Genomic DNA, 25,262 nt, shown 5'->3' with positions numbered 1-25,262 from the left:
CACATTGAAATGCGGACTGGGAACGTTCCCAATACACCAGCACACCCTTCCCGGAGCCCGCCTTGTCTTCCCTCCCCGCCCCTGCTCCCGTCAGCCACGAACTGATCCGCCTCGGCGCACGGGCCCGTGACAAGGCAGACGCCATCGCCCAGGCCGCACAGATGCTGCTGGCCGCCGGCTGCGTTGCGCCGGGCTACGAAACCAGCATGGGCCGCCGTGAGCAGCTGGCGAACACCTTCCTCGGCCACGGTGTGGCGATCCCGCATGGGCTCGGCAAGGACCGCCATCTGGTGCGCCGCGATGGCATTGCCGTGCTGCAGTTGCCGGACGGTGTCGAATGGAATCCGGGCCAGGTGACGCGGCTGGTGGTCGGCATCGCCGCCCAGTCCGATACCCACATCACCCTGCTGCGCCGGCTCACCCGGCTCATCCAGGATGACGCCACGCTGCAGCGTCTGTTCACGACCGCCGAGACGAGCGAGATCGTGACGGCGCTGGCCGGCGACGTCACCACCTTGGCCAACGATGTTCCAGCGCAGGATCTGGCCGAGCATTTCGGCTGGACCATCGCCTACCCCAATGGCCTGCATGCGCGGCCTGCCACGCGCTGGGCCGAGACGGCCCGCAGTTTCAGCGCCCGTGCCCAGGTGCGCGCAGGCGACCAGGCGGCCGATGCCAAGAGCCTGGTCGCGCTGCTGCAGCTGGGTCTGCGTCATGGCGACCCGGTGAGTGTGTCTGCCGAAGGCGCGGATGCGCCCGCACTACTGGCCGCACTGCGCAGGGTCATGGAGGGGTTGGTGGCTCAGGAAAAGGCCGATGCCGAACGTGCAGCACAGCGCAAGGCGGCGCCGGTCGCGGGCTGGAATCCACCGGAGGCACAGGCAGCGATCGTCGGCATTGGTGCCAGCCCCGGGTTGGCGATCGGCCGGATCCATGTGCTCGCCAGCAGGCAGACCAACGTCGCCGACCACCCCGCCCCGCTCGGGGAAGGCGGTGCACGCCTGCAGGACGCGCTCGGCCGCACCCGCCAGCAGCTGGCGGCGCTGCAGGACGACACCCAGCGCCGGCTCGGCGCATCCGACGCGGCGATCTTCGGGGCCCAGGCCGCGCTGCTCGACGACACAGACCTGATCACCCGTACCTGTCAGCTGATGGTGGAAGGTCATGGCGTCGCGTGGTCATGGCACCAGGCCATCGAACAGATTGCCTCCGGGCTGGCGGCGCTGGGCAATCCGGTGCTCGCCGGGCGCGCAGCCGACCTGCGTGACGTGGGTCGGCGTGTGCTGGCACAGCTTGATCCGTCTGCGGCCGGCGGTGGTCTCGCCGACCTGCCCGCCTACCCCTGCATCCTGCTCGCGGCCGACCTGTCACCGTCAGACACCGCCAACCTCGACACCCGTCGCGTGCTCGGTCTGGCCACCGCACAGGGCGGGCCCACCTCACATACCGCGATCCTCTCGCGCACGCTCGGGTTGCCGGCGCTGGTTGCCGGTGGCGCGGATCTGCTGACGATTGAAGCGGGTGTGGAGGCCATCATCGACGGCAGCAGCGGGCGGCTCTATCTTTCTCCGTCCGATGCCGATCTCGCTTCGGCCCGCGCCTGGATCGCCGAGCAGCAGCACATCCGCGAACGCGAGGCCGCGCAACGCGCGCAGCCAGCGCAGACGACCGACGGCCACCGCATCGACATCGGTGCCAACGTCAACCTGCCCGAACAGGTGCCGTTGGCACTGGAACAGGGCGCCGAAGGCGTTGGCCTGATGCGGACCGAGTTCCTGTTCCTCGAGCGCGGCAGCACGCCCAGCGAGGATGAGCAGTACGCCACGTATCGGGCGATGGCCAGCGCCCTGGATGGCCGCCCGCTGATCGTGCGCGCGCTTGACATCGGCGGCGACAAGCAGGTTGCGCACCTGGAGCTGCCGCATGAGGACAACCCGTTCCTCGGCGTGCGCGGCGCGCGCCTGCTGCTGCGCCGTCCCGATCTTCTGGAGCCGCAGCTGCGGGCGCTGTATCGCGCGGCGAGGGACGGTGCGCGCCTGTCGATCATGTTCCCGATGATCACGTCCGTACCGGAACTGATCGCGCTGCGTGCCATCTGCGAACGGTTGCGCATCGAGCTGGAGGCGCCCGAAGTGCCGATCGGCATCATGATCGAAGTGCCCGCAGCCGCAGCCCAGAGCGATGTGCTGGCGCGCCATGCCGATTTCTTCTCGATCGGCACCAATGACCTGACCCAGTACGTGCTGGCGATCGATCGCCAGAATCCGGAACTCGCCGTCGAGGCCGACAGCCTGCATCCCGCCGTGCTGCGCGCGATCCGCGCCACGGTCGACGGCGCACGCACGCATGGGCGCTGGGTCGGCGTCTGCGGTGGCCTGGCTGGCGACCCGTTCGGCGCCATGCTGCTGGCCGGTCTCGGCGTGGACGAGCTGTCGATGACCCCGAACGATATTCCGGCGGTGAAGGCCCGCCTGCGCAGTACCCGGTTGGCCGATCTGCAGGCGCTGGCCGGCAAGGCACTGGACTGCGAAACCACCGAACAGGTGCGTGCCCTTGAGGGAGCGCGCGCATGAACCCCCGCGCCGTCACCGTCACCCTGAACCCGGCGATCGACCAGACCGTGCGCCTGGCGGGCCTGCAGCCGGGGCATGTGCATGGTGCCTTCAGCAGCCGCGACGACGCGGGGGGCAAGGGCATCAATGTTGCCGCCTGCCTGGCCGACTGGGGCGTGCCGACAGCCGCACTGGGTGTGATCGGCGAGGACAACCCGGGCGTGTTCAGTGCGCTGTTCTCGGCGCGCGGCATCACCGACGGCTGCCTGCGCGCGCCGGGCCGGACCCGCACCAACATCAAGCTTGTGGATGAGACCCACGGCGAGACCACTGATATCAACCTGCCCGGCCTGCCCTTGAACGGCGCCGATCTGGATGCGGTGTGCCGACGACTCGCCGCCGTGCTCCAGCCACAGCTGCCGGTGGTGTTGTCCGGCAGCCTGCCCTCCGGCCTGCCGGCCGATTCATGGACGCGGCTGCAGGCGCAGGCGGGCGGCGCGGGCGCGCGGGTACTGCTCGACACCAGCGGCGATGCGCTCGCCGCCGCCCTGAGCAGCGCGCACGCGTCAGTGCCCTATGCGGTCAAGCCCAACCGCCACGAACTGGAGTCGTGGGCCGGAACGCCGCTGCCGGATCGGAGCGCCCTGCGCGCTGCCGGCCTGCGCCTGCTTGAACGCGGGGTTGCACTGGTGGTGATTTCGATGGGCGTCGACGGCGCGCTGTTCATGGATCGCAACGGCGCCCTGATCGCGCGTCCCCCGCGTCTGTCGCAGGGCAGCACGGTCGGTGCGGGCGACGCCATGGTGGCCGGTATCGCCGCCGCACTGCTTGAGCCGGCCTTCGACCTGGCCAGCTGCGCGCGCCTGGCAACGGCCTTTTCGATGAGTCGCCTGCACAGCGGCGACGCGCGACGGCTGGATCCGGCGCAGGTCCGCGGGTGGACGGACGATGTACTGATCGAACGATTGGATTGAAACCCTGCAGGCGGCGCTGCAGGCCCCACGGCCCGCCCCAGCGCCTCACGCAGAACAGAACCCGAAGAATTCCAGGAGTTCCCATGCACCCTTTCCCCGTCATCATCGCCGCTGGCGCGCGCAGCATCGAGGCCGTTCTCGCTGCCGAAGCGCTGCGCCGCGCCGCCCGCCAGCGTGGCCTCGAACTGGTGATCGAGATCCGCAGCGAACAGGGCGTGACCGGCGCACTTGATGCCGCACACGCCACCGCGACGACGCTCCTGCTGGTGGGCGACGGCGAGGCCGATCTGACCCGCTTCGACACTGCGACGGTGGTGCGTGCCGGCCTCGGCGAAGTGCTGGACGATCCACTCGCTGCATTGGCATCACTGGAAACTGCTGTGCCCAAGGCCGATGCGGCGGCCGCTCGCAAGCGCATCGTCGCTGTCACCTCCTGCCCGACCGGCATCGCCCACACGTTCATGGCGGCCGAAGGCCTGCAGCAGGCCGGCAAGGCGCTTGGTCACGCAATCCGGGTCGAAACGCAGGGCTCGGTCGGTGCGCAGGATGCGTTGAGCGACGAGGAAATCGCTGCCGCCGACCTGGTGCTGATCGCCGCAGACCGTGAAGTGGATCTGTCACGCTTCGCCGGCAAGCGCCTGTTCAAGAGTGGCACCAAGCCCGCGATCAACGATGGCCAGAACCTGCTCCGCAAGGCGCTGGCCGAGGCCAATGTCCACGCCGGCGCGTCTGCCCCGGGCCGCGCACCCGAGAAGAGCAAGGGCACCGGCCCCTACAAGCACCTGATGACCGGCGTATCGTTCATGCTGCCGTTCGTGACCGCAGGTGGCCTGCTGATCGCGCTGGCATTTGCCCTCGGCGGCATCTACGCCTTCGACGATGCACACAAGGGCACGCTGGCCTGGTCCCTGTTCCAGATCGGCGCCAAGGCCGGCTTCACTCTGATGGTGCCGGCACTTGCCGGCTACATCGCCTATTCCATCGCCGACCGCCCCGGCATCGCGCCCGGCATGATCGGCGGGCTGGTCGCGGTCAACATGGACGCGGGCTTTATCGGCGGCATCCTGGCCGGCTTCATTGCCGGCTATGGCGTGCACTGGATCAACCGAGCGCTGCGCCTGCCGCGCAGCCTGGAGGGCCTCAAGCCGGTATTGATCCTGCCAGTGCTGGGCACCCTGCTGGTGGGCCTGTTGATGATGTACGTGATCGGCACGCCGGTCGCAGGGCTGCTGGCCTGGCTGACCGAATGGCTGCGGGGCATGCAGGGCAGCAGCGCGATCCTGCTCGGTCTGCTGCTGGGCGGAATGATGGCGGTGGACATGGGCGGCCCGGTCAACAAGGCTTCCTATGCGTTCTCCACTGCATTGATCTCCAGCCAGGTCTACACGCCGATGGCAGCGACGATGATCGGCGGCATGACGCCGCCATTGGGCATCGCATTGGCGACGTGGTTGTTCAGCAACCGCTTCACGGCCGAGGAACGCGGCACTGCCGGAGCCGCCGGCGTGCTCGGTCTCAGTTTCGTCACTGAAGGTGCGATCCCCTACGCCGCGCGCGATCCGCTGCGCACCATTCCGGCGCTGATCCTAGGCTCGGCCGTGGCCGGCGCGATCTCGATGGCCGCGGGCGTCGAACTGAAGGTCCCCCATGGCGGCGTGTTCGTGCTGCCGATCCCGAACGCGGTCACCCATCTGGGCGTCTACCTGCTGGCGCTGCTGGCCGGCGTCACCGTGACGGCGCTCGCGCTGCGTCTCCTCAAGAAGCCGGTCACCGCCGCGGCCTGACCGTTCTCCCTGCCTCGATCACTCGGCTGTCCCGGCTTTCCGGGGCGGCGTCGTTGCCCATCTACAGGACTTCCGCCCATGCCCCGCTCCTCCCGCCGCCTGCTGCTGGCCGCACTCCTGCTGACGCTGCCCTCGCTGGCCGCGGCCGCCGACCGGGGCGAGGTCGTTTCACCCAAGCTTTCCTACACCGGCGAAGCCGCGGCCACGCTCGACGGCGGCAAGAACAGCGGCACCGCCTACGCCGGCCAGCTGATGTTCGGCGCGGACGTGAACCTGGAGGCCGCGTTCGGGTGGCAGGGGGCAACGATCAAGGCCTACGGCATCAACCGCCATGGCACCAACCTGGCTGCCAGCAGCACCGGCAACAGCACCTCGGTGCAGGAAATCTACGGCGGCCAGGGGACGCGTCTGGCCAATCTGACCCTCGAACAGAAACTGCTCGACGACCGCCTGGTGCTCGAAGCCGGACGCAGCGTCGCCAACATCCACTTCCTCGGCTCCGAACTGTGCCAGTACTTCCAGGGCAATTCGGCCTGCGGCAACCCGACCTACGTGTTCCGCACCAGCAACTTCACCTGGTGGCCGGTGTCGAGCTGGATGGCCGATGCCACCACCTGGTTGACGCCGGATGTCTATCTGCGCGTTGGCGCCTACCAGGTCGATCCGAGTCAGGCCGAAGACGGCCAGCATGGCTTGAAATGGAGCACGCACCAGGCCACCGGCTGGATCGTGCCGTACACGATCGGCTGGCGCAGCCCGGCTTCGGCGCGATTGCGGGCCCGGTATGAACTGGGTGGCTGGCAGGACAACTCGACCTATCGTGATCCGTTGCGCGACATCAACGGAATGCCCGCCGTGCTCAGTGGCCAGGACTACGCGAACCGCCACGGTCGCTCCGGTGCATTTGCCCGTTTCGAGCAGCAGGTGACCGGTGATGGCAGCGATCGCGGCCTGACGGTCTTCGGCGCCGTGCTCAAGGGCACCTCCGGCCAGTTGATCGAGGATCACTTTCTGCAGGCCGGCCTGGTGCAGAAAGGCACCTTCGCCAGCCGCCCACAGGACAGCATCGCCTTCGTCGTGACCCAGCAGAAGTACAGCGGCATCGCCCTGGAGAACCTGCGCCTGGCGCGTGCCGCAGCCGGTGGCAGCGGCACCCCGCATGGGAGCCAGGTGATGATGGAGGTGGGCTACGGCATCCAGCTCACCCCACAGCTGCGGATTGCGCCGAACCTGCACTACATCGTGCATCCTGACCAGTTCAACGAACCTGCGCGCCAGCGTGACCTGCCGGATGCGCTGATTGCAGGCCTGCGCATCGATTGGAGCCTGTGATGGCCCGTTCCGTCGCAGTTCCCGCCCTGCGCTGAACCGCGCCGCAGTTCAGGGGACGTCCTGCTCCCAGGCCAGCTCGAACGTCTGCGCCAGCTGCTGACCGGGCTGCAGCCGGCGCGGCGCAAGCGTGAAGCCATCAGGTGGCCCGCTCTGCGGTTCGACGCAGGTGGCGTGCGGGGCACCGTCGTAGACAACCCAGTGGTCGCCGTCTGATCGCAGCCGCAGGCGCTGCGCGCCGCGCACTAGCGCCATGTCACGATCACGGTCGGTGATGAAACAGTCATCCCATGGACCCGGCGTGGGCGGCACGCACGGCAGAACGGCAATACCCTCCCCGTCACGCGGGTACATCGCGCGAGGGTTGAACAGCAGCCGGTCCGGTTTGCGGAACCACGGGTGCCAGCCCAGCACTGCCGGCATGGCCTGCTGCACAGCCTGTACCGAGAGCTGCAGTTGCAGGCAGCGTGCCTGCAGGCGTATGACCTGTCGGGCAACACCACCGAAGGGCCAGTACCTGTCACGCGGCAGATCAAGCGTCAGCGTAGCACTCGTCGCATCGAGGCTGTCGATCTGCCAGGGCCTGGAGAAGCCGACCCCGTGAATGGCGTGCCCGCCGAAGTTGACCGGCAATGCATGGGGTGCACCATCGAAGCTGAACTGTCCACGACGGATGCGCCCAGCCCACGGCACCATCGGATAGCAGCCCCAGGCGATCGTCGCCGCTCCACCCTCCGCTGCATCCACCAGCCAGTCCACGCCCTGGTAGCGCATCTGTGCCAGGCGCCCCCCTGCCCCGGCCGCCAGCGCCACTTCGAGATCGCCCGCCCGCAGCCAGTGCAGCTCACCGGCCGGCAGCGGGGCGAGCGCGTCGTCCACCGGCAGCCTGCGCTCAGGCACCATAGGGGTCGATGGTCCGGATGCGGCCATCGGCCTCCATGTGCAGCGGCGTGCACTTGGCCGAGCGCAGATGTGTGACGCCGCCGGACATCAGCGCATCGTGGTAGAACAGATACCACTGTCCCTTGAAGCTGCAGATGGAGTGGTGCGTGGTCCAGCCCACCACGGGCGTCAGCAGTACGCCGGCATAGGTGAACGGGCCATAGGGGCTGTCGCCGATCGCATAACACAGCAGATGCGTGTTGCCCGTGGAATAGGACAGGTAGTACCGGCCCTGATACTTGTGCACCCACGGCCCTTCAAAGAAGCGGCGCGCATGATCGTCCGCGCGCAGCGGCTGGCCGTGCTCGTCCAGGATCTGCACCTCGCGCGTGGGCTCGGCCAGTTCGGTCATGCCGGCATCGAGCCGGCCCACCCTCGGCCCCAGCGCCGGCGCACTGCCTGTCGGCTCCTCGTGCGCGGTGTCGTACCGATTGTCACGATAGTGCTGCAGCTGTCCGCCCCAGATCCCACCGAAGTACAGATAGTGGCTGCCGTCCCCGTCCTCGAATACGGCCGGGTCGATCGAGTACGCGCCCTGCATCGGTTCGGGCCGGGGAATGAATGGTCCCTCCGGCCGTTCGCCGACCGCCACGCCGATGCGGAACAGGCCCTGCGCATCCTTGGCCGGGAAATAGAAGTAGTAGCGCCCGTCGCGGCAGGCGGCGTCGGGCGCCCACATCTGCTTGTGCGCCCACGGCACGTCGTCAAGGTGCAGCGCCTGGCCGCAATCGATGGCGTCGCCGTCGGGCGTGTCCATCCGCAGTACGTGGTAGTCCTGCATGCCGAAGTGCCCACCCTCGTCGTCGAACGGCTGGCCGCCGTCGATGTCGTGCGAGGGATAGATGTAGAGCCGTCCCTCGAAGACATGGGCCGACGGATCGGCGGTGTAGATATGGGTCACCAGCGGCTGCGAGATGGCGTGCCGGGTGAGCTGCGCGAGGCGGGCGTCGTCGGCCCGGCCGTCGTCGCCTGGAGAGAGGTCGATCATGGTCGTCATCGTTGGGTTACGCGGATGCGTCGGCCGAGTGGCGACGCAGTTGGAGGTCCTGTTCGATGCGGGCTTCCGCGCGCTTGTCGATTTCGTACGCGAACAGCAGCGCCACGGCGAGCAGGAAAGGAAGGGAGCAGTAGACGCTTACGGTCAGGCGGATGCCCTCGACCACGCCCTCGGGCTGTGTCGCCATACCCGCCTGGTAGCCGTAGTGGGCAAGAATGCCGGCGACCAGGGCGCCTCCCACGCTGAGGCCGATCTTCAGGCCGCACAGCATCGCCGAGAAGATGATCGCGGTGGCCCGGCGATGGTTCTTCCATTCCGAGTAGTCGGCAACGTCGGCGATCATCGCCCACAGCAGCGGGATGGTGATGCCGTAGCAGAATCCATGCAGCATGAAGGCAGCAAAGGCCACGCCGACCGCCGTCGGCGGAAACAGGTAGAAGGCCAGCAGGAACAGGGTGGAGATGAACAGTGCGCCACCGAAGACGTCACGCTTGCCGAAGCGGTCTGCCAGCCGTCGCGACACGCCGATGCCCAGGATCATGCAGATGATTCCGCAGGCATTGAACAGGCTGAAGGCCGAGGTTGCCGCGTCCTTGGGCCAGCTGAAGCCGGCGAATCCGGCACTACCCAGACCTGCGTTCAGCGCGCCGATCAGGCCGTTGAATCCTGAGTTTTCCAGAAAGTCGACCAGCGCAGCGTCGCTCATGTAGTACTGGAAGTAGTAGATGTACGTGCCGCCCTTCAGCGCCAGGTTGATGAACACCAGGACGGTCAGGGCCAGCATCACCTGCCACGGCCGGTTGTGCAGCAGGTCCGACAGGTCCTGCAGCACGCCTCCGGTCTGCTCGCGGGTGGGGACGATGCGCTCGCGCGTGGTGGCGAAGGTGATCAGGAAGAACACCGTCCCGACGATGGCGAACACGGTCATCACCTGTTCGAAGCCACGCACGCGGTCACCGTCACCCAGGATCAGCACCAGCGGCATCAGCAGGACCTGGATGATGAACTGCGCGATCATCACGGCCACGAAACGATAGGCCGACAGGCTGTTGCGCTGTGCCATGCTGCCGGTCAGCACACCACTCAGTGCGGAGTACGGCAGATTGTTCGCTGCATAGACGAAGACCAGCAGAGCGTAGGTGCCCAGCGCATAGATGACCTTGCCGCGCTCGCCCAGTTCTGGCGTGCTGAACGCCAGCAGCGACAGCACGCCGAACGGGATCGCCGTCCACAGGATCCACGGACGGAACCGCCCCCACCGCGTCGAGGTGCGGTCTGCGGCGATGCCGATCAGCGGGGTGAAAACGAACGCGCCGAGCATGCCGACCACGAAGATGATCGTAGCCGCCGTTGCCGGCGGCAGCCGGTAGACATCGGTGTAGAAGAACGCCAGATAGGTGATCAGGGTCTGGAAGATCAGGTTCGCCGCGAGATCGCCCAGGCTGTAGCCCAGCTTCTCGCGCACCGTGAGGGTGTGTTCAGTGCTTGCCATGCACGGCCTCCACCGAGAACCCGGCCCGCGCGCGGATATCGGCACTCGAGGCGCCGACCCGCGCCTCGTAGGCCCCGGGTGGCACCGCATAGGCACCGCCCGCTTCGTCATAACGGCGCAGGTCCCGCGGTGCCTCAAGCGAGAACGTCACGGTGCGCCGTTCGCCGGGGGCGAGATGGACACGCTGGAAGCCACGCAGTTCCTGCACGGCCTCGTCGCTGCCGGCCTGCTGGCGTCGCACATAGAGCTGCACGACCTCGTCACCGCTGCGTGTGCCGGTGTTGGTCACGTCCACGTGCACACCCAGCCGGCCATCGGCATTGATCCTGTCCGCATCAACGCGCAGCGCTGCGTAATCGAAGCGGGTGTACGAGAGCCCGTGGCCGAACGGATACAGGGGGGTACCGCGGAAGTAGCGGTAGGTACGGCCCTCCATGCTGTAGTCGTCGAACGCCGGCAGCGCTTCACCGGCCTTGTAGAAGGTCACCGGCAGACGACCTGCGGGGTTGACGTCGCCGAACAGCGCCTGGCCCACGGCAGTGCCGCCGCGCTGCCCCGGGTACCAGCTCATCAGGATCGCCGGCAGATGGTCCTGGGCCCAGTCAACGGCCATTGCCGATCCGCCGGTCAGCACCATCACCACCGGCTTGCCGGTGGCATGCAGTGCCTCCAGCAGGGTGCGCTGGGGTGCCGGCAGCCGCAGATCGGTCCGGTCCCCGCCCGCGAAGCCCGGATAGTTGACGGTCATCTCCTCGCCCTCGACGTCGCCGGTCAGGCCGCCGACAAACACCACGACATCGGCGTCGCGGGCCGCATCAAGGGCTTCGTCGAAGGGTGCCTTGGCGCCCGGCATGCGCCAGCCCAGCCGCACGCCCGCATCGCGCTCGTCGTCGTAGTACTCCAGCTTCAGCTCGTAGGTGCGGCCCGCCTGCAGATCGACGTCGATACCTTCGGCGTGCAGACGATCCGAGTTCACCCAGTGGTCCAGCACGCGCTTGCCGTCCAGATACAGGCGGAAGCCGTCGTCGCCGGCCACCTCCAGCCGATAGCGCCCGGATACCGGCGGCAGCAGCTGTCCGGTCCAGCGGATGCTGAAACCATCGCTCGGAATGCCCTGCCCCGGCGCCGCCTCGCCACGGGCAAGCAGATTGTCGGTTGGCGAGCCGCGGTCCCAGCGGAAGCCGATCTGCGCGTCGGTGCGGACCAGTGCCGGCGTGCCCGACAGGTCGGCCGTGCGGAAGTACTCGCCACGCAGGCCACGCTCGGTCGACGCCGCCGACGGCCGCAGGAAGGTCGGCTCGATCAGCGGCGTCGCGCTGGGATCATCCCGCCCCTCGACCAGGTCCACGCCACGGGCGTAGCGCACGTCGATACCCTTCGCCGCATCGCGGATACCTTGCAGTATCGTGACCGGCGCGGCCGGTGTGCCGAAGTAGTTGCCGAGCAGCGCCATGGTGTCGTCAGCCGTGGGACCGACCACGGCAATGCGCTTGAGGTCACGCGACAACGGCAGTACCCCCTCGTTCTTCAGCAGGACCAGCGATTCCTGGGCGGCCTTCAGCGCCAGGGTGTCGTGCGCGGGCGCCTGGTTGACCGAGGCGGGAATCCGCGCCCAACGCACCCGCTCCGGTGGATCGAACATGCCCAGGCGCATCCGTGCGGCGAACAGGCGTGTCACCGCGTCGTCGATCTCCGCTTCGGTGATCAGGCCCTGGCGCACGGCTGCGGGCAGCGTGGCGTACTCCTGTCCGCACTCCAGCTCGGTGCCATTCCTGACCGCCAGCGCTGCGGCGGCTTCACGGGTGGCAACGATCCGGTGATGTTTCCAGATATCGACGATCGCCCAGCAGTCCGAGACGACGTAGCCCTTGAAGCCCCAGTCACGCCGCAGCACGTCGCGCAGCAGGAACCGGCTGGCACTGGCTGACTCACCGTACACCCGGTTGTATGCGCCCATCACCGCATCGACATCGCCCTCCTTCACCAGCGCCTCGAACGCCGGCAGGTAGGTGTCGTACAGGTCGCGCCGGCTGGGCCGCGCGTCGAAGTGGTGACGGTCGGCCTCCGGCCCGCTGTGCACGGCCAGATGCTTGGCCGTGGCATCGAGCTTGCGGTACACCGGGTCATCGCCCTGCAGGCCACGTACGAAGGCGACGCCCATGCGGGCAGTCAGGTAGGGATCCTCGCCGTAGGTTTCCTGGCCACGACCCCAGCGCGGGTCCCGGAAGATGTTGACGTTCGGGGACCAGAACGTGAGCCCCTGGTAACGCCCGTGTGAGCCCTCGCGGAGAAACTGGTGATGCTTGGCACGGGCCTCGTCGCTGATGGTCGTCGCCACCTCGCCCATCAGCGGCACGTCGAACGTTGCCGCCAGGCCGATGGCCTGTGGAAAGACAGTGGCCTGCCCTGCCCGCGCCACGCCATGCAGCCCCTCGTTCCACCAGTCGTAGGCCGGCACACCGAGGCGCTCGATCGCCGGCGCGGCATTCTGCATCTGCGCGGCTTTCTCCTCCAGCGTCATCTGGGCCACCAGCGATGCGGCCCGCTGCTCGAAGCTGGCCGAAGCATCCAGCCACGGCCGCGGTGCAGCGGCCGACGCGGCGGTCGCCACGCACAGCAGCGCAGCGTAAAGCACCCGCCGGCCATGCCGCGTGCCGCGGTGGACAGCGCCGTTGGACGAAGTCGATATCATCATTTGCTCCTCCCGGCGCGCTCATCGCGCGCGAATGGTCCCAGCAGTGCGCCTACGAAGCCGCCTGCGCGATCAGTACTCAGAACCGTGCCATCCACACCGCGTGCCAGCGTCTGCCAGCCCTGCCCGTCACCGGTATCGAACGAGAACGCGTAGTCGGCCTCATCCCCGGCGATCTTCAGGCGCAGGACCGCGGATGCGGGGACCTCGCGGCTGGCCAGCGTTCGCGTGCTGCCGCTGCCGTCGCGACCCTCGAGGAAGACCGACAGACGATCACCGCGCACGCTGCGGACGCCAAGGAAGTACCAGTAGGCCTCGCTCTGGAATGCAGCCAGGCCCGCCGCGACGCCGATGGCCGGACGGGACATCTCGGTACTCGCCTCGAAGCGCAGATGCTGCTGGCGGCGACCGAGGAACGCCGGATTGCGCAGCGTGTCCAGATTCTCCGCAAGCGGGTGCACGGCCAGCATGCCCGGCCGGTCACCCAGGTCGGCCCAGGCCTGTTTGGGCACCCGAACGCGCAGCCAGTGGGCGGCAAGCGTCGGCCCATCAAAGGTGTCGCGGTCGACGAAGTTGCCGGTCAGCGGCGCCTGGGACGCCTGCCCCTGCATCCAGGACGGTGCCTTGACCATATAGGGAATGGCCTGGTCGGTCGGCAGGATCTGCGGCCAGCCATCCTGCCAGCGAACCGGCAGCAGATAGGTTTCGCGCCCGGTGTTGTAGTGCCGCTTCTGGTAATTGCGGCTGGCAAGGAACACTGCCCACCACGAGCCGTCCGGGCCCTCGATCAGATCGGCGTGCCCTGCATTGGTGATCGGCAGCGGCCGGTCGTCCGGCAGCTCGCGCTGGGTCAGGATGGGATTGCCCGGATAGGGGATGTACGGCCCCCATACATCACGGCTGCGCAGCACCACCTGCGAATGCTGCGGCCCTGTGCCGCCTTCGGCGTCGGACAGGTAGTACCAGCCCTCACGCTTGTAGATGTGCGGCCCTTCGATCCAGATGGGGTTCTTCGACGGCTCCACGCCACCATCGACCAGCACCCTGCGCGGGCCGACCGGCTTGAAGGCCGACAGATCGATCTGCTGCATCCAGATGGCGCGGTGGCCGTCGTAGCGCGCCGGACCAGGCGGCACATCATTGTTGATCAGATAGACCTTGCCATCGTCGTCGAAGAACAGTGACGGATCGATGCCATCGATGCTGGGCAACCAGTGCGGATCGGACCACGGTCCCGCCGGATCCCGCGCGGTGGCGATGAAATTGCCACCACTGTCGGTCGCGGTGGTGACGACGTAGAAGGTTCCCTCGTGGAACTCTATGGTGGGCGCGAAGATGCCGCGGGAGACGCTCAGACCGTCGAAATCCAGCTGTGTCGGACGGTCGATCACGTTGCCGATCTGCTTCCAGTGGACCAGGTCGACGCTCTCGAACACCGGAATGCCCGGGTAGTAGGTGAAGCTGGAGTTGACCAGATAGAACTTCCCGTTCGCGCCCACGATGCTCGGATCGGCGTGGAAGCCGGCCAGGATCGGGTTGCGGTAGTGGCCCGCCGGCAGCGGCGCCTCAAACGCGGTGTCATGACCGCGGTACTCGAACCAGTCGAAGTACACCGGCGGCGCGGCCTCTGGCGAGGCGGCATGGGCGGTCGCCGCCGACAGCGCGAACATCGCTGCCAGCATCCGGCGCGCCAGTGACACCCGGGCGCGCCGGGCAGAAGGGTGCTGCAGGGACAACATCTTCATCGTCGGGCCTCGGCGTCGGCAATGGGAAGTTCGAACGGACCGGCCGGCGCCCCGCTGCTGTCACGCAGCGTGCACACCGGGCCATCGGCCCAGCAGTAGCGGACATGCGTCGGGCGCAGGGAAGGCAGGCTGCGCAACACCACCCGGCGTCCATCCAGGTCGGCGTCGCTGTACTCACAGCGCGGGGCGACGGCATCGCACAGTTCAAAGCCGATGGGGTGCTTCGAACCGGTTGCTGCCAGGGCGCCGTCGACATCCTCGAATTCGACGGCCACGCCTGCCGGCACGCGCAGGGCCCTGGCCGCATCCGGCCCTGACGGGGCCACTGCGTGCTCGCCGTAGATGACGTGGCGCGCGACCCGGGCCAGACGGCGACCCAGTTCCTGCTTGTTCGGTGGGTGGATGTCGTAGGCATCGCCGATGTCGATGGCCACGGCGAGGCCACTGCGGGGATCTTCGGCCGCGACCCGGCGCTGTGCGTCGCGCACCTGCGCCCATCCGCTGTCCGCAGGGGCGACGGGCGGTTGGCCATAGCCAGCCAGTTGCACCAGCAGCAACGGCGTATCCGTACCGAACTGGCGTCGCCAGTCGTCCCGCAGCGAGCGCAGCAGTGCCGCATATCCGGCGCCGTCGCCGGTGTTCGACTCCCCCTGGTACCACAGCATGCCGCGCAGTCCGAACGCGCCCAGCGGCGCGATCATGCCGTTGTACAACGTCGACAGACCCGTCGCCGCCTGCCAGGGAGCGAACGGGGGCGCTTGTCCGCCAGGTGCCATCCGGTACTGCCAGGACGCATCCAGCACCACCCGCTGACCGTCCTCCAGGATCACCGCATGTGCGGTGGCAGGGCCGGCCAGGCCACCTTCACCGTAGGTGTCCAGCACGTTGACCACGACACTGTTGGACCCGGCCTTCAACAGCCCCTTCGGCAGCGGATAGCGCCGCTCACCGGCGCCATACTGGCTGCCCACGGCGACACCGTTCACCCAGGTCATGTCCGTCTCGTCAACGGATGCCAGTTCGAGCGTCGCGCCCTGCGCCGCCTGTTCCGCACTCAGCGTGACCTGCGTGCGATACCACACCATGCCGTTGTAATCGGCAAGCGCCGGGACGTTCCAATGCTCCCATGCGCCCAGCGCTGCCGGCGTCGGTTGCCATCCGCTGTCGCTGGCCTCCGCGCGCCACGGCGCTGCGCCGGGCACAGCCTCATCGCGCGTCACCCACCACTGCTGCCAGTACCGCCCCCAGCGTGCGCGTGCCGCCAGGGGGTCACCGGCATACAGCGCGAGGATATCCAGGGGCTCTGCCATGCCCCGCTGCGCGCGCAGCGCCTCGACGCTGGTCCATGCCTCGATCCGCGAGCCGCCCCAGGCGGCCTGGATCAATCCCATCGGCACGGCGACCGTGCGCTGCAGCTCGCGTGCGAAGTAGAGGCAGGTCGCGGAGAAGTCGCCCACCGTGGCGGGCGATGCCGGCGTCCAGGCAACCGCGCTCTGGAATGTCGTCTGCGCCTGCACCGCCGCGGCCTGCGGCACGGTGAACAGGCGGATCGTCGGCAGCGTGGCGGAGGCGATCTCGCTGCCTGCATTGAGCGCGCGCCACACGGGCAGCTCCATGTTCGACTGTCCGGAGCACAGCCAGACATCGCCGACCAGGATGTCGCGGGCGATCTGGATGTCCTTGCCGGACGTTGCCTGCAGCATGTGGGGGCCGCCTGCCGGAGTCGGCTGCAGCGTGGCGTGCCATCGGCCCGTGGCATCCGCCTGCGTGGTCACCGCCTGCCCGGCGAAGGTCACGGAAACCTCCTGTCCCGCAGGCGCCTGGCCCCAGACCGCGATCGGCCGATCACGCTGCAGGACGGCATGATCCTGGAACAGCGGATGCAGCAACGCCGCCGGCTCCCGTGCCGCGACGGACCCGGCCATTGCAGCCAGGGCCAGCAGCAAGGCCGCCCGCCCGGCCCGTCCGATCATGCTCATCGTCCATCCCCCGGTGCGAAAGGAAACTGCAATGCCTGGTAATACGACAGCGGGTGCGGCGGTGGCGGTTCGCCGGGCGGCAACGGCCGGCCGCTGAGCGACTGGAAGTACGCCACGCTGGCATCGCGCCACCATTGCGCCTCCTCCTGCTGGATCTGCAGGAACGCGGCCACGTGCTGATAGCGTTGTGGATCGATCCGGCCCTGCAGGGTTGCCCAGGCAGCCTGCAGGGACTGCACCTGGCGCACGCCACGCGAGTAGCGTCCCACCAGTTCGTCCCACAGCACCTGCCCCGAACGCATGGGGTGATCCCACGGCACATGATGGAACCACAGCAGCAGCGACTCCGGCACCCGCGCTAGGTCGCCGTACTCCGCGGCGACCGCCGGGGCGTACTGGGACACCGCGTTGCTTCCGGCCGATGTGCGGTCGAAGCCCACGCCGTGCCGGTCCGCGCGGTGGTAGTACACGGACGTCCAGTCGGCGCGTGGCCCTCCATCCACCCAGGGACCGGGGCCGTAGTGATGCCCACGGGCCATGAGGTGATGCAGGCCCAGCGGGGTCATGTAGTCCACCGCCGCTTCGCGCGAGGCCATCATCATCCGCACGATCGGGCCGGTCACCTGCGGGTCCGGCGAGAACGTCAGCGCGGCCCAGTCTTCAGCGATGGCGCGGGCAGACTGCTGCGGATTCCAGGCCAGCCGCCCGAAGGCATACCAGTTGGCCTGATCGAAGTGCGAGCCGCTCCAGGTCCGGTCCACGCCGATGTTGGCGACGCCGGCGATGCCGGTCAGCCCGTGGCCGTGCAGCGAACCGTCGACCACGCGCGCGACCGTGGAGCCCGGTCCGCGTACCCGGGTGTCGGCCCGCAGCACTTCCTCGTAAAGCGTGCCCAGGTACACCAGGTGCGTCGCAAATCCCAGATACTCCTTGGTGATCTGGAACTCCATCATCAACGGCGTGCGTGGCATCGCGCCGAACAGCGGATGGAACGGCTCGCGGGGCTGGAAATCGATCGGCCCGTTCTTCACCTGCACGATCACGTTGCGGCGGAAGGCACCGTCCAGGCCGATGAACTCACCGTAGGCCTGCTTGGCGCGATCTTCCGGCACCTCGTGCGAGTAGACGAAGGCACGCCACATCACCACGCCGTTGTGCGGCGCCAGGGCATCGCCCAGCAGGTTGGCACCGTCGGCATGGGAGCGGCCGTAATCCTGCGGGCCCGGTTGGCCCTCCGAGTTCGCCTTGACCAGGAAGCCGCCGAAATCCGGGATGAGGGCGTAGATCTCTTCGACCTTTTTCCGCCACCAGCGCTGCACCTCCGTATCCAGCGGATCGGCCGTGGCCAGGCCGCCGAGCTCGATGGGCGCGCTGAAGCGTGCGCTCAGGTACACACGGATGCCGTAGGGGCGGAACAGGTCCGCCAGCGCGGCGGCCTTGGCGAGATAGGCCGGCGACAGGCTCAGGGCGCTGGCATTGACGTTGTTCAGTACGGTGCCATTGATGCCCAGCGACGCGTTGGCGCGGGCGTAGTCGGTATAGCGCGGGTCACGCCACTGCGGCAGGGTCTGCCAGTCCCACAGGGAGCTGCCCGCGTAGCCGCGTTCGACGTAGCGATCCAGGTTGTCCCAGTGATCGAGCACCCGCAGCGCAACCCGGGGCGATTCCCGCACGTCCAGCGACTCCAGCGATCCGCCACGCTGCAGCAGCCGCAGCAGGTGGAACACGCCGTACAGCACACCGATGTCCTGCCGTGCCGCCACCAGCAGAAGATCGCGTCCTCCGCTGCGGACCTTCCTGATCAGGTAGCCATCCTCGCCCAAGGTGGCAATGTCTTCGCGGAACGGCGCGACCAGCATCGAGGACTGCGGCGTGCCCAGCACCAGGGCGTGATCACCGGCGAGGTCCGTGCGGATGGGCGGTGCCGTTCCCAGTACCCCGGGAAGGCCGCGCGCCAGTTCATCACGCGCGGCGCGCTGGGTGGGCGTCTGGTCAGGGGCGACCACCTCGCCCAGCTGCAGCCGATAGCCGGCAGCGACCTCCACGGCCGCCGGCACGTAGCGCATCCACAATGCGTAGCCATCCTCCGCATGTGCGCCACCGGCGCATGCCAGCAAGGCAAGGGCGGCGCACAGCCGTCCGCCGACAGCACGGAACAACGGCGTTAACATTCGACTTTGTAGACTACGACCGGCGCCGGAACGGTTCATCATCTGCCCTCGCACCTGCGCGGCAACGCCACCAAGAACAAAGGGATCGTGCATTGGACAAGCCGAAGAAATCGGTTCGCCGCAGAACCGCGGGCGTGACGATCGACGAGGTTGCGGCCCTTGCCGGCGTTTCGCCGATGACCGTGTCGCGGGTGATCAACCAGGGCAAGGTGCGGGACGTCACCCGCGAGCGGGTGATGCGTGCCGTGCGTGAGCTGGGCTATACGCCCAATCTGGCGGCCAGTTCGCTGGCCGCTGCGCAGCACACGCGCATTGCGTTGATCTATACCAATCCCAGCGGTGCCTACCTGCGCGAACTGCTGGTCGGGCTGCTGCGCGTCGCGTCCAGCTCTGCCATCCAACTGGTCATCGACTACTGGGACAACCTTGACGATGAGTCCGAGCGCACGGCAGCGCGTGCCCTGGCCAGCCGCGTCGACGGGGTGATCCTGCCGCCGCCGCTGTGCGAATCGCAGGCGGCCGTGAGTGAACTGGTGAAGGCCGGCATCCCGGTGGTGGCCATCGCATCGGGGCGCCTGAGCGAGGCCCTGTCCTGCGTCCGCATCGACGACTTCAACGCAGGCAAGGAAATGACCGAGCACCTGATCCGGCAGGGCCACAGCCGCATCGGCTTCATCCGCGGGCGCCGGGATCTGAGCGCGAGTGCGCGTCGCTACGATGGTTTCGTCACCGCGTTGCAGGAAGCCGGACTGTCGGTGGAACCCGGCCTGGTCCAGCACGGCGACTACACCTACCGGTCCGGACTGGCCGCCGCCGAGAAGCTGCTGTCCCAGCGTCGGCCACCGACGGCCATCTTCGCCAGCAACGATGACATGGCGGCAGCCGCCATCTCCGTGGCGCACCGACGCGGCCTGGAGGTCCCCCGCGACCTGTCGGTGGTGGGCTTCGATGACACATCGGCCGCGACCACCGTGTGGCCGGAACTGACGACGATCCATCAGCCGATCGCCTCGATGGCCAATGCTGCCATCGATATCCTGCTGCGCACCATCCGTCGCCCGGCCGGAAACGCCCCCGTACTGCGGGATCATGTCGTGCCGCATCGCCTGATCGCACGCGATTCGGTGGCGGCCCCGCCCACGCACCGGTAGCGCACAGGCCCGTGTCATGCCGGCACCCGCACGGTGCCTGTGTCCAGCGCGCTGGCCTTCAGGCAGGATGCCATCACGCACCGCATCCGAGGGTGGTCTCGGCTTCGTTCAGCGCGCCCAGCGCCACGCGGGACACGGAGATCGTCATTGCATCAGCCGTCCCCACCGACCACGGCCGATCCAGCGCACCCACCTTCGCTCCGGCCGCAGCCAGGCATTTCAGGGGAATGCCCACGCGCGTCCACTGGCCGACCGGAAGCGCCGCCAGCGTGGGCCCGATGGCGATGCGGGCCGAGCACCCGGCACCACAGCCCACCGCCAGCCACGCCTCGCCACGTGGTGCCACGTCGACACGCAGCGTGGTCAACAGCATCAGATCACCGTTGGCTTCCCGCTGCAGGTCCAGCGGCGTGTGCGACTGCAGTGCGGCCACAGCTTCCCCCTGACCCGACCAGGCAAGACGCCGGCCGTCCTCCTGGGCCAGATGGTCCACACCGGTGATCTTCAGACGGTCATCTGCCAGTGCATCCGGCACGCTGATCACGGTCATGCCCTGCCCGGCACCATCCTCCAGCCGCAGCGCCATGCCGGCACCTGCATCGCCGCGGGCAAAGAAGACACCGGTTGCCCCCTCGTTGCCGGTGACGCCCGAAACTTCCGGCAGTGCCGCCAGATCGCCCTTGTCGGCATAGCTCAGACCGAAGCCGAACGGGAACAGCGGGGCGTAGTCCTTCTGGCCGACGTTGTTGGCGTACTGCGTGGCCGTACGTGGCCAGCTGAAGCTGAGTCTGCCCTTGAAGTCGTGCTGCATGCGGCCATCCGGACCACGCAGCAGTACGTCGGCAACGCCACCGCCTTCCGATCCCGGCAGCCACGCCGCCACGAAGGCGTCCGCGGCATTGATTTCCCGGTTCACCCAGAGAGGTCGCCCGCTCAGGAAGACCGCCACCACTGGAATGCCGTCTTCCTTGAGCCGGCGAATCAATCCCAGGTCCGTTTCATCGCCGGGCTTGTAGGCCAGCGTGGGCAGGTCGCCCTGGAACTCGGCATACGGATCTTCACCGAACACCACCACCGCCACATCCGGCTTCACTGTGTATCTGCCATCGATGGCAAGCGTGGCCTCGCCATCCGCGGCCCTGGCCTGCTGCGCAATGCCCTCGAAGATCGTATCCGCATTGGGGAAGTCCTTGCGGGTGGTGCCGGTGCCCTGCCAGTTCAGCGTCCAGCCGCCGGCCTGCTTGCCGACATCATCGGCACCGTCGCCGGCCACGAGGATCCGCTGCCTTGGCGACAGCGGCAGGATGCCGTTCTGGTTCTTCAGCAGCACCAGCGACTCGCGCACCGCCTGCCGCGCCACCGCGCGATGCTCAGGGGCGCCGATCAGCGCGAACTGGCCGCCGACCGCCCGGGTGGAAGGCCTGCCCGCCTCGAACAGGCCCAGGCGGAACTTCACCCGCAGGATCCTGCGCACCGCATCATCCAGCCGCTCAGCAGTGATCCTGCCGTCCTTCACGGCTGCCAGGGTGGTTTCGTAGAAGCCCTTCCAGCTGTCCGACGCCATGGCCATGTCCAGGCCCGCATTGATGGTGGCGGGACAGTCGGTGGTCGTGCAGCCCTTGATCTGTCCATGGCCATTCCAGTCGCCGACCACGAAGCCGCCGAAGTTCATCCGCCCTTTCAGCACGTCGGTGAGGTAGTGCCGGTGGCCGTGCATCTTCTCGCCGTTGACGCTGTTGAACGACGCCATGGCGGTCTGTGCTCCGGCAGCGATCGCCGGCGGATAGCCGGCCGCATGGATGCGCACGAGCTCGGCCTCGCTGATGCGGGTGTCGCCCTGGTCCTTCCCGCCGGTCGTGCCACCATCGCCCAGGAAGTGCTTCACCGACGCGATCACATGGCGGCCATCAAGAAAGTCAGGCGACCCTATCCTGCCCTGCAGGCCCTCCACCATGGCACCCGCATAACTGGCCACTACGGTGGGAGACTCCGAATAGCCCTCGTAGGTGCGCCCCCAGCGGTCATCCTGCGGAACCGCGACCGTTGGCGCGAACGTCCATTCCATGCCGGTGACGCGTGTCTCCAGCGCGGTGATCTCGCCGATCCTGCGCAGCAGCTCGGGATTGCGAGCAGCGCCGAGCCCGATGTTGTGTGGGAACAGCGTGGCGCCGATGATGTTGCTCTGCCCGTGCACCGCGTCGATGCCGAACAGCAGCGGAATTGCCTTTCCACCCTGCGAGGTGTCCATGGAGGCGTCGTAGAACGCGTCCGCCAGCGCCAGCCACTCGGCGGGCGATGCATCGTAGCGACCGCCAGGATCGGAGTTGCCTCCGGCCAGGATCGAGCCGAGCCGGTATCTGCGCACGTCGTCGGGGGTGATGCTGGCGATGTCTCCCTGCACCAGCTGGCCGACCTTTTCCTCCACGGTCATGCCGGCCATCAGGTCGGTGATGCGTTTCTCCAGTGCGGCATCCTCGGCCAGGGGCCAGGCCACCTGTGGCCATGGATCAGCCTCGGTAGCGGTGGCCTGCGCTGGCCGGTCTCCCCCCTTGCAACCGACCAGCGCCAGCATCAGTCCGGCGATCAGCGCGCCGGCACGGCGCATGGAATCCTGCGATGTCATGGCGCTCATCCTTCCATCTGCTCCAGTTCCTTGCCCTTGGTCTCGTGCACATGGCGCAGCACGAACACGACCGAGACCACCGCGGCCACCAGGTAGATGCTGTAGGTTGCCGCCAGCCCGGCCGCGGCCAGCAGCATCGGAAACGTCACCGTGACCGCGAAGTTCGACGTCCACTGCGCTGCACCGGCGACGGCCAGTGCCGAGCCCCGGATCTGGTTGGGGAACATCTCGCCCAGCATCACCCACATCACCGGTCCCCAGGACAGATTGAAGAACACGACGTAGGCATTGGCGGCGACCAGCGCCAGGGTGCCCATGCGGCCCGGCAGCTGCAGGTGCCCGTCGGCCAGCGAGCCGCTGGCGAAGGCCACCACCACCAGCGCCAGGGAGACGGACATGCCCACCGAGCCGATCCACAGCAGCGGCTTGCGACCGATACGGTCGATCAGCAGCACGGTGACGAGGCATGCGCCGATGCTCAGTGCGCCGGACAGCACATTGATCAGCAGCGCGTCGTTCTCCGAGAACCCGACCGCCTGCCACAGCACGGCGCCGTAGTAGAAGACCACGTTGATGCCGACCAGCTGCTGGAAACAGGCCAGGCCGACACCCACCCAGACGATGGGACGGATCCGCCCGGTCGCCCTGCTCCTCAGGTCGGACAGCCGCGGACGATGATGGTCGGTGGACAGGGAGGCCTCGATCTCGTCGAGCGTGAGCTGTGCCTTGTCGCGGCCCAGCAGCCGGGTGAGAACCCGCAGTGCGTCCTCCTTGCGCCGCTTCACCACCAGGTAGCGGGGGCTCTCGGGGATGGTCAGCAACAGCAGCAGGAACACCAGCGAGGGCACCGCCTGCATCCAGAACATCCAGCGCCAGGCGGCCTGCCCTGCCCACAGAGGCTCCGTCGATGCCCCGGCGGCGGCGGCCAGCAGGTAGTTGGACAGGAACGCTGCGGTCAGCCCGCTGATGATCGCGATCTGCTGCACCGTAGCCAGTCGGCCACGGTAACGGGCGGGTGCCACCTCGGCGATGTAGGCCGGTGAAATCACGCTCGCCGCGCCGACTGCAAATCCCCCTATCACCCGCGCGACGATGAACCACGCGGAAGAACCCGCAGCGCCGGCCCCCAGCGCCGACAGCAGGAACATCACCGCCGACAGGATCAGCACGTTGCGCCGCCCCAGCCGGTCGGCCAACCTGCCGGCGCTGAAGGCGCCCACGGCGCAGCCCAGCAACATCGAGGCGATCTCGAAGCCCTGCATCCATTCCCCGGAGCGGAACGCCTGGTGCAGGCCGTCCTGGGTGCCGTTGATGACGCCACTGTCAAACCCGAACAGGAACCCGCCAATCGTTGCCACCACGCTGATCAGAACGATCAGCCGTGTGTTCTCTCCGCCATCTGCTGCCTGGTTCATCGACATCCCCTCGATCGCTCCATTGCCGCCTTGACGCTGCCGTGCTCAGCGCAGCAGATACTGGTTGAGCAGGTTCTCGTAGCGTTCCTGCTTGCCGCTGGTCTGGCGCGGCTCGCCGATATCGGCGGCCAGCGTGGCCAGGTCGGCAAGGCTCAGCGTGCCGCGCTCGAAATCCTTGCCGGCCCCCGTGTCGAAGCTGGCGTAGCGCTCCCTGCGCCACTGCTCCCACGGCGACTCGGTGAGCAGTGCGTGTGCCACTTCCAGACCTCGTGCGAACGCGTCCATGCCGCCGATGTGGGCAATGAACAGGTCTTCCAGGTCAGTCGACTCCCGGCGCACCTTGGCGTCGAAATTCAGCCCGCCCTCCAGGCCACCCTGCCGCAGCACGACCAGCATCGCGCCTACGGTGTCGTACAGATCGCTCGGGAACTGATCGGTGTCCCACCCGTTCTGCGCATTGCCACGGTTGGCATCGATGCTGCCAAGCAGGCCATGGTCGGAGGCCACCTGCAGGTCATGCTCGAAGGTGTGCCCCGAGAGCGTGGCGTGGTTCGCTTCGATGTTGAGCTTGAAGTCCTTGTCCAGCCCGTGCTCCTTCAGGAAGCCCACCACGGTCGCGCTGTCGAAATCGTACTGGTGCTTCATCGGCTCCATCGGCTTGGGCTCGATGAGGAAGTTGCCTTTCAGGCCGATGCTGCGGCCGTAGTCGCGGGCCATCGTCAGGAACCGCGCGAAATGCTCGATCTCGCGCTTCATCTGCGTATTGGCCAGCGACGCGTAGCCTTCGCGCCCACCCCAGAACACGTAGTGCTCGCCCCCCAGCTCGACGGTGGCATCCAGCGCGGCCTTCACCTGCACCGCGGCACGGGCAACCACGGCGAAATCAGGATTGGTCGATGCGCCGTTCATGTAGCGCGGGTGCGAGAACAGATTGGCCGTACCCCACAGCAGCTTGACCCCGGTGGCGTCCTGGCGGGCCTTGGCCAGGCGCACCATGTGCGTGAGATTCTTCTGGTACTGGCCAATGTCGTCTGCATCCGGCGCCAGGTCGATGTCATGGAAGCACCAGTACGGCACGCCCAGCTTGGTGAAGAACTCGAAGGCTGCATCGACCTTCGCCTCTGCAGTGGCCAGCGGCGAGCCGGCCTCCCACGGAAACTGCCGGGTTCCCGGTCCGAACGGATCGTGGCCGGCGTTGCAGAAGGTGTGCCAGTAGCACACGGCGAAGCGCAGGTGCTCCTGCATGGTCTTGCCGCCGATGACCCGGTTCGCGTCGTAGACCTTGAAGGCGAGCGGATTGTCCGAGTCCCTGCCCTCGAACGGAATGCGGCCGACGCCCGGGAAGTACTCTTTGGCGCCGATGAAGGGCTGCGTGGTCATGGTACGTGCTCCTGTCGTTGTGCGGGATGTTGGAGG

At 67.8% G+C, this 25,262-nt stretch carries 15 protein-coding genes; 5 read left to right on the top strand and 10 right to left on the bottom strand.

What is annotated here, in order from left to right:
- The first annotated feature begins 62 nt into the window (after positions 1–62).
- The 4 genes from ptsP (at position 63) to N5J29_RS01125 (ending at position 6,642) form a co-directional block, all read left to right on the top strand.
- Entirely contained in the window at positions 63–2,573 is a 2,511-nt protein-coding gene (ptsP, locus tag N5J29_RS01140; RefSeq protein ID WP_164152064.1) for a phosphoenolpyruvate--protein phosphotransferase, read from the top strand.
- Positions 2,570–3,526 carry a 1-phosphofructokinase family hexose kinase gene (locus N5J29_RS01135; protein ID WP_164152066.1) on the top strand — a complete coding sequence of 319 codons (957 nt, stop codon included), beginning with the start codon at positions 2,570–2,572 and terminating at the stop codon, positions 3,524–3,526. The genes ptsP and N5J29_RS01135 overlap by 4 nt, the downstream gene beginning before the upstream one ends.
- A gap of 83 nt (positions 3,527–3,609) precedes the next feature.
- The gene (locus tag N5J29_RS01130; RefSeq protein ID WP_164152067.1) at positions 3,610–5,310 is read left to right on the top strand and encodes a fructose-specific PTS transporter subunit EIIC; all 1,701 of its coding nucleotides are present in this window, start codon (positions 3,610–3,612) and stop codon (positions 5,308–5,310) included.
- A gap of 78 nt (positions 5,311–5,388) precedes the next feature.
- Positions 5,389–6,642, top strand: a complete 1,254-nt coding sequence (locus tag N5J29_RS01125; RefSeq protein ID WP_164152069.1) for a carbohydrate porin — start codon at positions 5,389–5,391, stop codon at positions 6,640–6,642.
- A 48-nt stretch (positions 6,643–6,690) separates the two neighbouring features.
- Here the strand turns inward: N5J29_RS01125 and N5J29_RS01120 are convergent, their stop codons facing one another.
- From N5J29_RS01120 to N5J29_RS01090, 7 genes are read right to left on the bottom strand one after another with little or no spacing between them, the layout of a single operon-like run.
- The gene (locus N5J29_RS01120) at positions 6,691–7,542 is read right to left on the bottom strand and encodes an aldose epimerase (RefSeq protein WP_164152071.1); all 852 of its coding nucleotides are present in this window, start codon (positions 7,540–7,542) and stop codon (positions 6,691–6,693) included.
- Positions 7,532–8,569, bottom strand: a complete 1,038-nt coding sequence (locus N5J29_RS01115) for a glycoside hydrolase family 43 protein (RefSeq protein ID WP_197623169.1) — start codon at positions 8,567–8,569, stop codon at positions 7,532–7,534. Before N5J29_RS01115 ends, N5J29_RS01120 begins: the two co-directional genes overlap by 11 nt.
- A gap of 16 nt (positions 8,570–8,585) precedes the next feature.
- Positions 8,586–10,070: an MFS transporter gene (locus N5J29_RS01110; protein ID WP_164152073.1), complete on the bottom strand. Its 1,485-nt coding sequence runs from the start codon at positions 10,068–10,070 to the stop codon at positions 8,586–8,588.
- Positions 10,057–12,765: a glycoside hydrolase family 3 protein gene (locus N5J29_RS01105; RefSeq protein WP_239519790.1), complete on the bottom strand. Its 2,709-nt coding sequence runs from the start codon at positions 12,763–12,765 to the stop codon at positions 10,057–10,059. The genes N5J29_RS01110 and N5J29_RS01105 overlap by 14 nt, the downstream gene beginning before the upstream one ends.
- On the bottom strand, positions 12,762–14,444 hold the full coding sequence (locus N5J29_RS01100) for a glycoside hydrolase family 43 protein (RefSeq protein WP_164152125.1): 1,683 nt from the start codon (positions 14,442–14,444) through the stop codon (positions 12,762–12,764). Before N5J29_RS01100 ends, N5J29_RS01105 begins: the two co-directional genes overlap by 4 nt.
- 59 nt (positions 14,445–14,503) lie before the next feature.
- Positions 14,504–16,486: a sialate O-acetylesterase gene (locus N5J29_RS01095; protein ID WP_164152075.1), complete on the bottom strand. Its 1,983-nt coding sequence runs from the start codon at positions 16,484–16,486 to the stop codon at positions 14,504–14,506.
- Complete coding sequence (locus tag N5J29_RS01090) at positions 16,483–18,657, bottom strand: alpha-glucuronidase family glycosyl hydrolase (RefSeq protein WP_164152077.1); 2,175 nt, start codon at positions 18,655–18,657, stop codon at positions 16,483–16,485. Before N5J29_RS01090 ends, N5J29_RS01095 begins: the two co-directional genes overlap by 4 nt.
- Before the next feature lie 92 nt (positions 18,658–18,749).
- On the opposite strand from N5J29_RS01090, the gene N5J29_RS01085 reads away from it, so the two are divergent.
- A complete protein-coding gene (locus N5J29_RS01085; RefSeq protein ID WP_053516379.1) occupies positions 18,750–19,808 on the top strand; it encodes a LacI family DNA-binding transcriptional regulator in 1,059 nt (352 codons plus the stop codon).
- A 73-nt stretch (positions 19,809–19,881) separates the two neighbouring features.
- Here N5J29_RS01085 and N5J29_RS01080 read toward each other — a convergent pair whose 3' ends face one another.
- The 3 genes from N5J29_RS01080 to xylA are packed head-to-tail and all read right to left on the bottom strand — an operon-like array spanning position 19,882 to position 25,226.
- Positions 19,882–22,431 carry an exo 1,3/1,4-beta-D-glucan glucohydrolase gene (locus N5J29_RS01080; RefSeq protein WP_164152079.1) on the bottom strand — a complete coding sequence of 850 codons (2,550 nt, stop codon included), beginning with the start codon at positions 22,429–22,431 and terminating at the stop codon, positions 19,882–19,884.
- 5 nt (positions 22,432–22,436) lie between these two features.
- The gene (locus N5J29_RS01075; RefSeq protein ID WP_180875208.1) at positions 22,437–23,861 is read right to left on the bottom strand and encodes a sugar porter family MFS transporter; all 1,425 of its coding nucleotides are present in this window, start codon (positions 23,859–23,861) and stop codon (positions 22,437–22,439) included.
- 30 nt (positions 23,862–23,891) lie between these two features.
- The gene (gene xylA, locus N5J29_RS01070; RefSeq protein ID WP_053518508.1) at positions 23,892–25,226 is read right to left on the bottom strand and encodes a xylose isomerase; all 1,335 of its coding nucleotides are present in this window, start codon (positions 25,224–25,226) and stop codon (positions 23,892–23,894) included.
- Between the last annotated feature and the right edge of the window lie 36 nt (positions 25,227–25,262).

Source organism: Stenotrophomonas sp. GD03680 (assembly GCF_029844625.1).
Taxonomy (GTDB): Bacteria; Pseudomonadota; Gammaproteobacteria; order Xanthomonadales; family Xanthomonadaceae; genus Stenotrophomonas; species Stenotrophomonas maltophilia_P.
This window is presented reverse-complemented; position numbering and strand designations above follow the sequence as displayed.

Coding starts and splice junctions, on each gene's coding strand:
- N5J29_RS01135 (WP_164152066.1), top strand. CDS start 2,570: ATGAACCCCCGCGCCGTCACCGTCACCCTGAACCCGGCGATCGACCAG.
- N5J29_RS01130 (WP_164152067.1), top strand. CDS start 3,610: ATGCACCCTTTCCCCGTCATCATCGCCGCTGGCGCGCGCAGCATCGAG.
- N5J29_RS01125 (WP_164152069.1), top strand. CDS start 5,389: ATGCCCCGCTCCTCCCGCCGCCTGCTGCTGGCCGCACTCCTGCTGACG.
- N5J29_RS01120 (WP_164152071.1), bottom strand. CDS start 7,542: ATGGTGCCTGAGCGCAGGCTGCCGGTGGACGACGCGCTCGCCCCGCTG.
- N5J29_RS01115 (WP_197623169.1), bottom strand. CDS start 8,569: ATGATCGACCTCTCTCCAGGCGACGACGGCCGGGCCGACGACGCCCGC.
- N5J29_RS01110 (WP_164152073.1), bottom strand. CDS start 10,070: ATGGCAAGCACTGAACACACCCTCACGGTGCGCGAGAAGCTGGGCTAC.
- N5J29_RS01105 (WP_239519790.1), bottom strand. CDS start 12,765: ATGATGATATCGACTTCGTCCAACGGCGCTGTCCACCGCGGCACGCGG.
- N5J29_RS01100 (WP_164152125.1), bottom strand. CDS start 14,444: ATGCTGGCAGCGATGTTCGCGCTGTCGGCGGCGACCGCCCATGCCGCC.
- N5J29_RS01095 (WP_164152075.1), bottom strand. CDS start 16,486: ATGAGCATGATCGGACGGGCCGGGCGGGCGGCCTTGCTGCTGGCCCTG.
- N5J29_RS01090 (WP_164152077.1), bottom strand. CDS start 18,657: ATGTTAACGCCGTTGTTCCGTGCTGTCGGCGGACGGCTGTGCGCCGCC.
- N5J29_RS01080 (WP_164152079.1), bottom strand. CDS start 22,431: ATGACATCGCAGGATTCCATGCGCCGTGCCGGCGCGCTGATCGCCGGA.
- xylA (WP_053518508.1), bottom strand. CDS start 25,226: ATGACCACGCAGCCCTTCATCGGCGCCAAAGAGTACTTCCCGGGCGTC.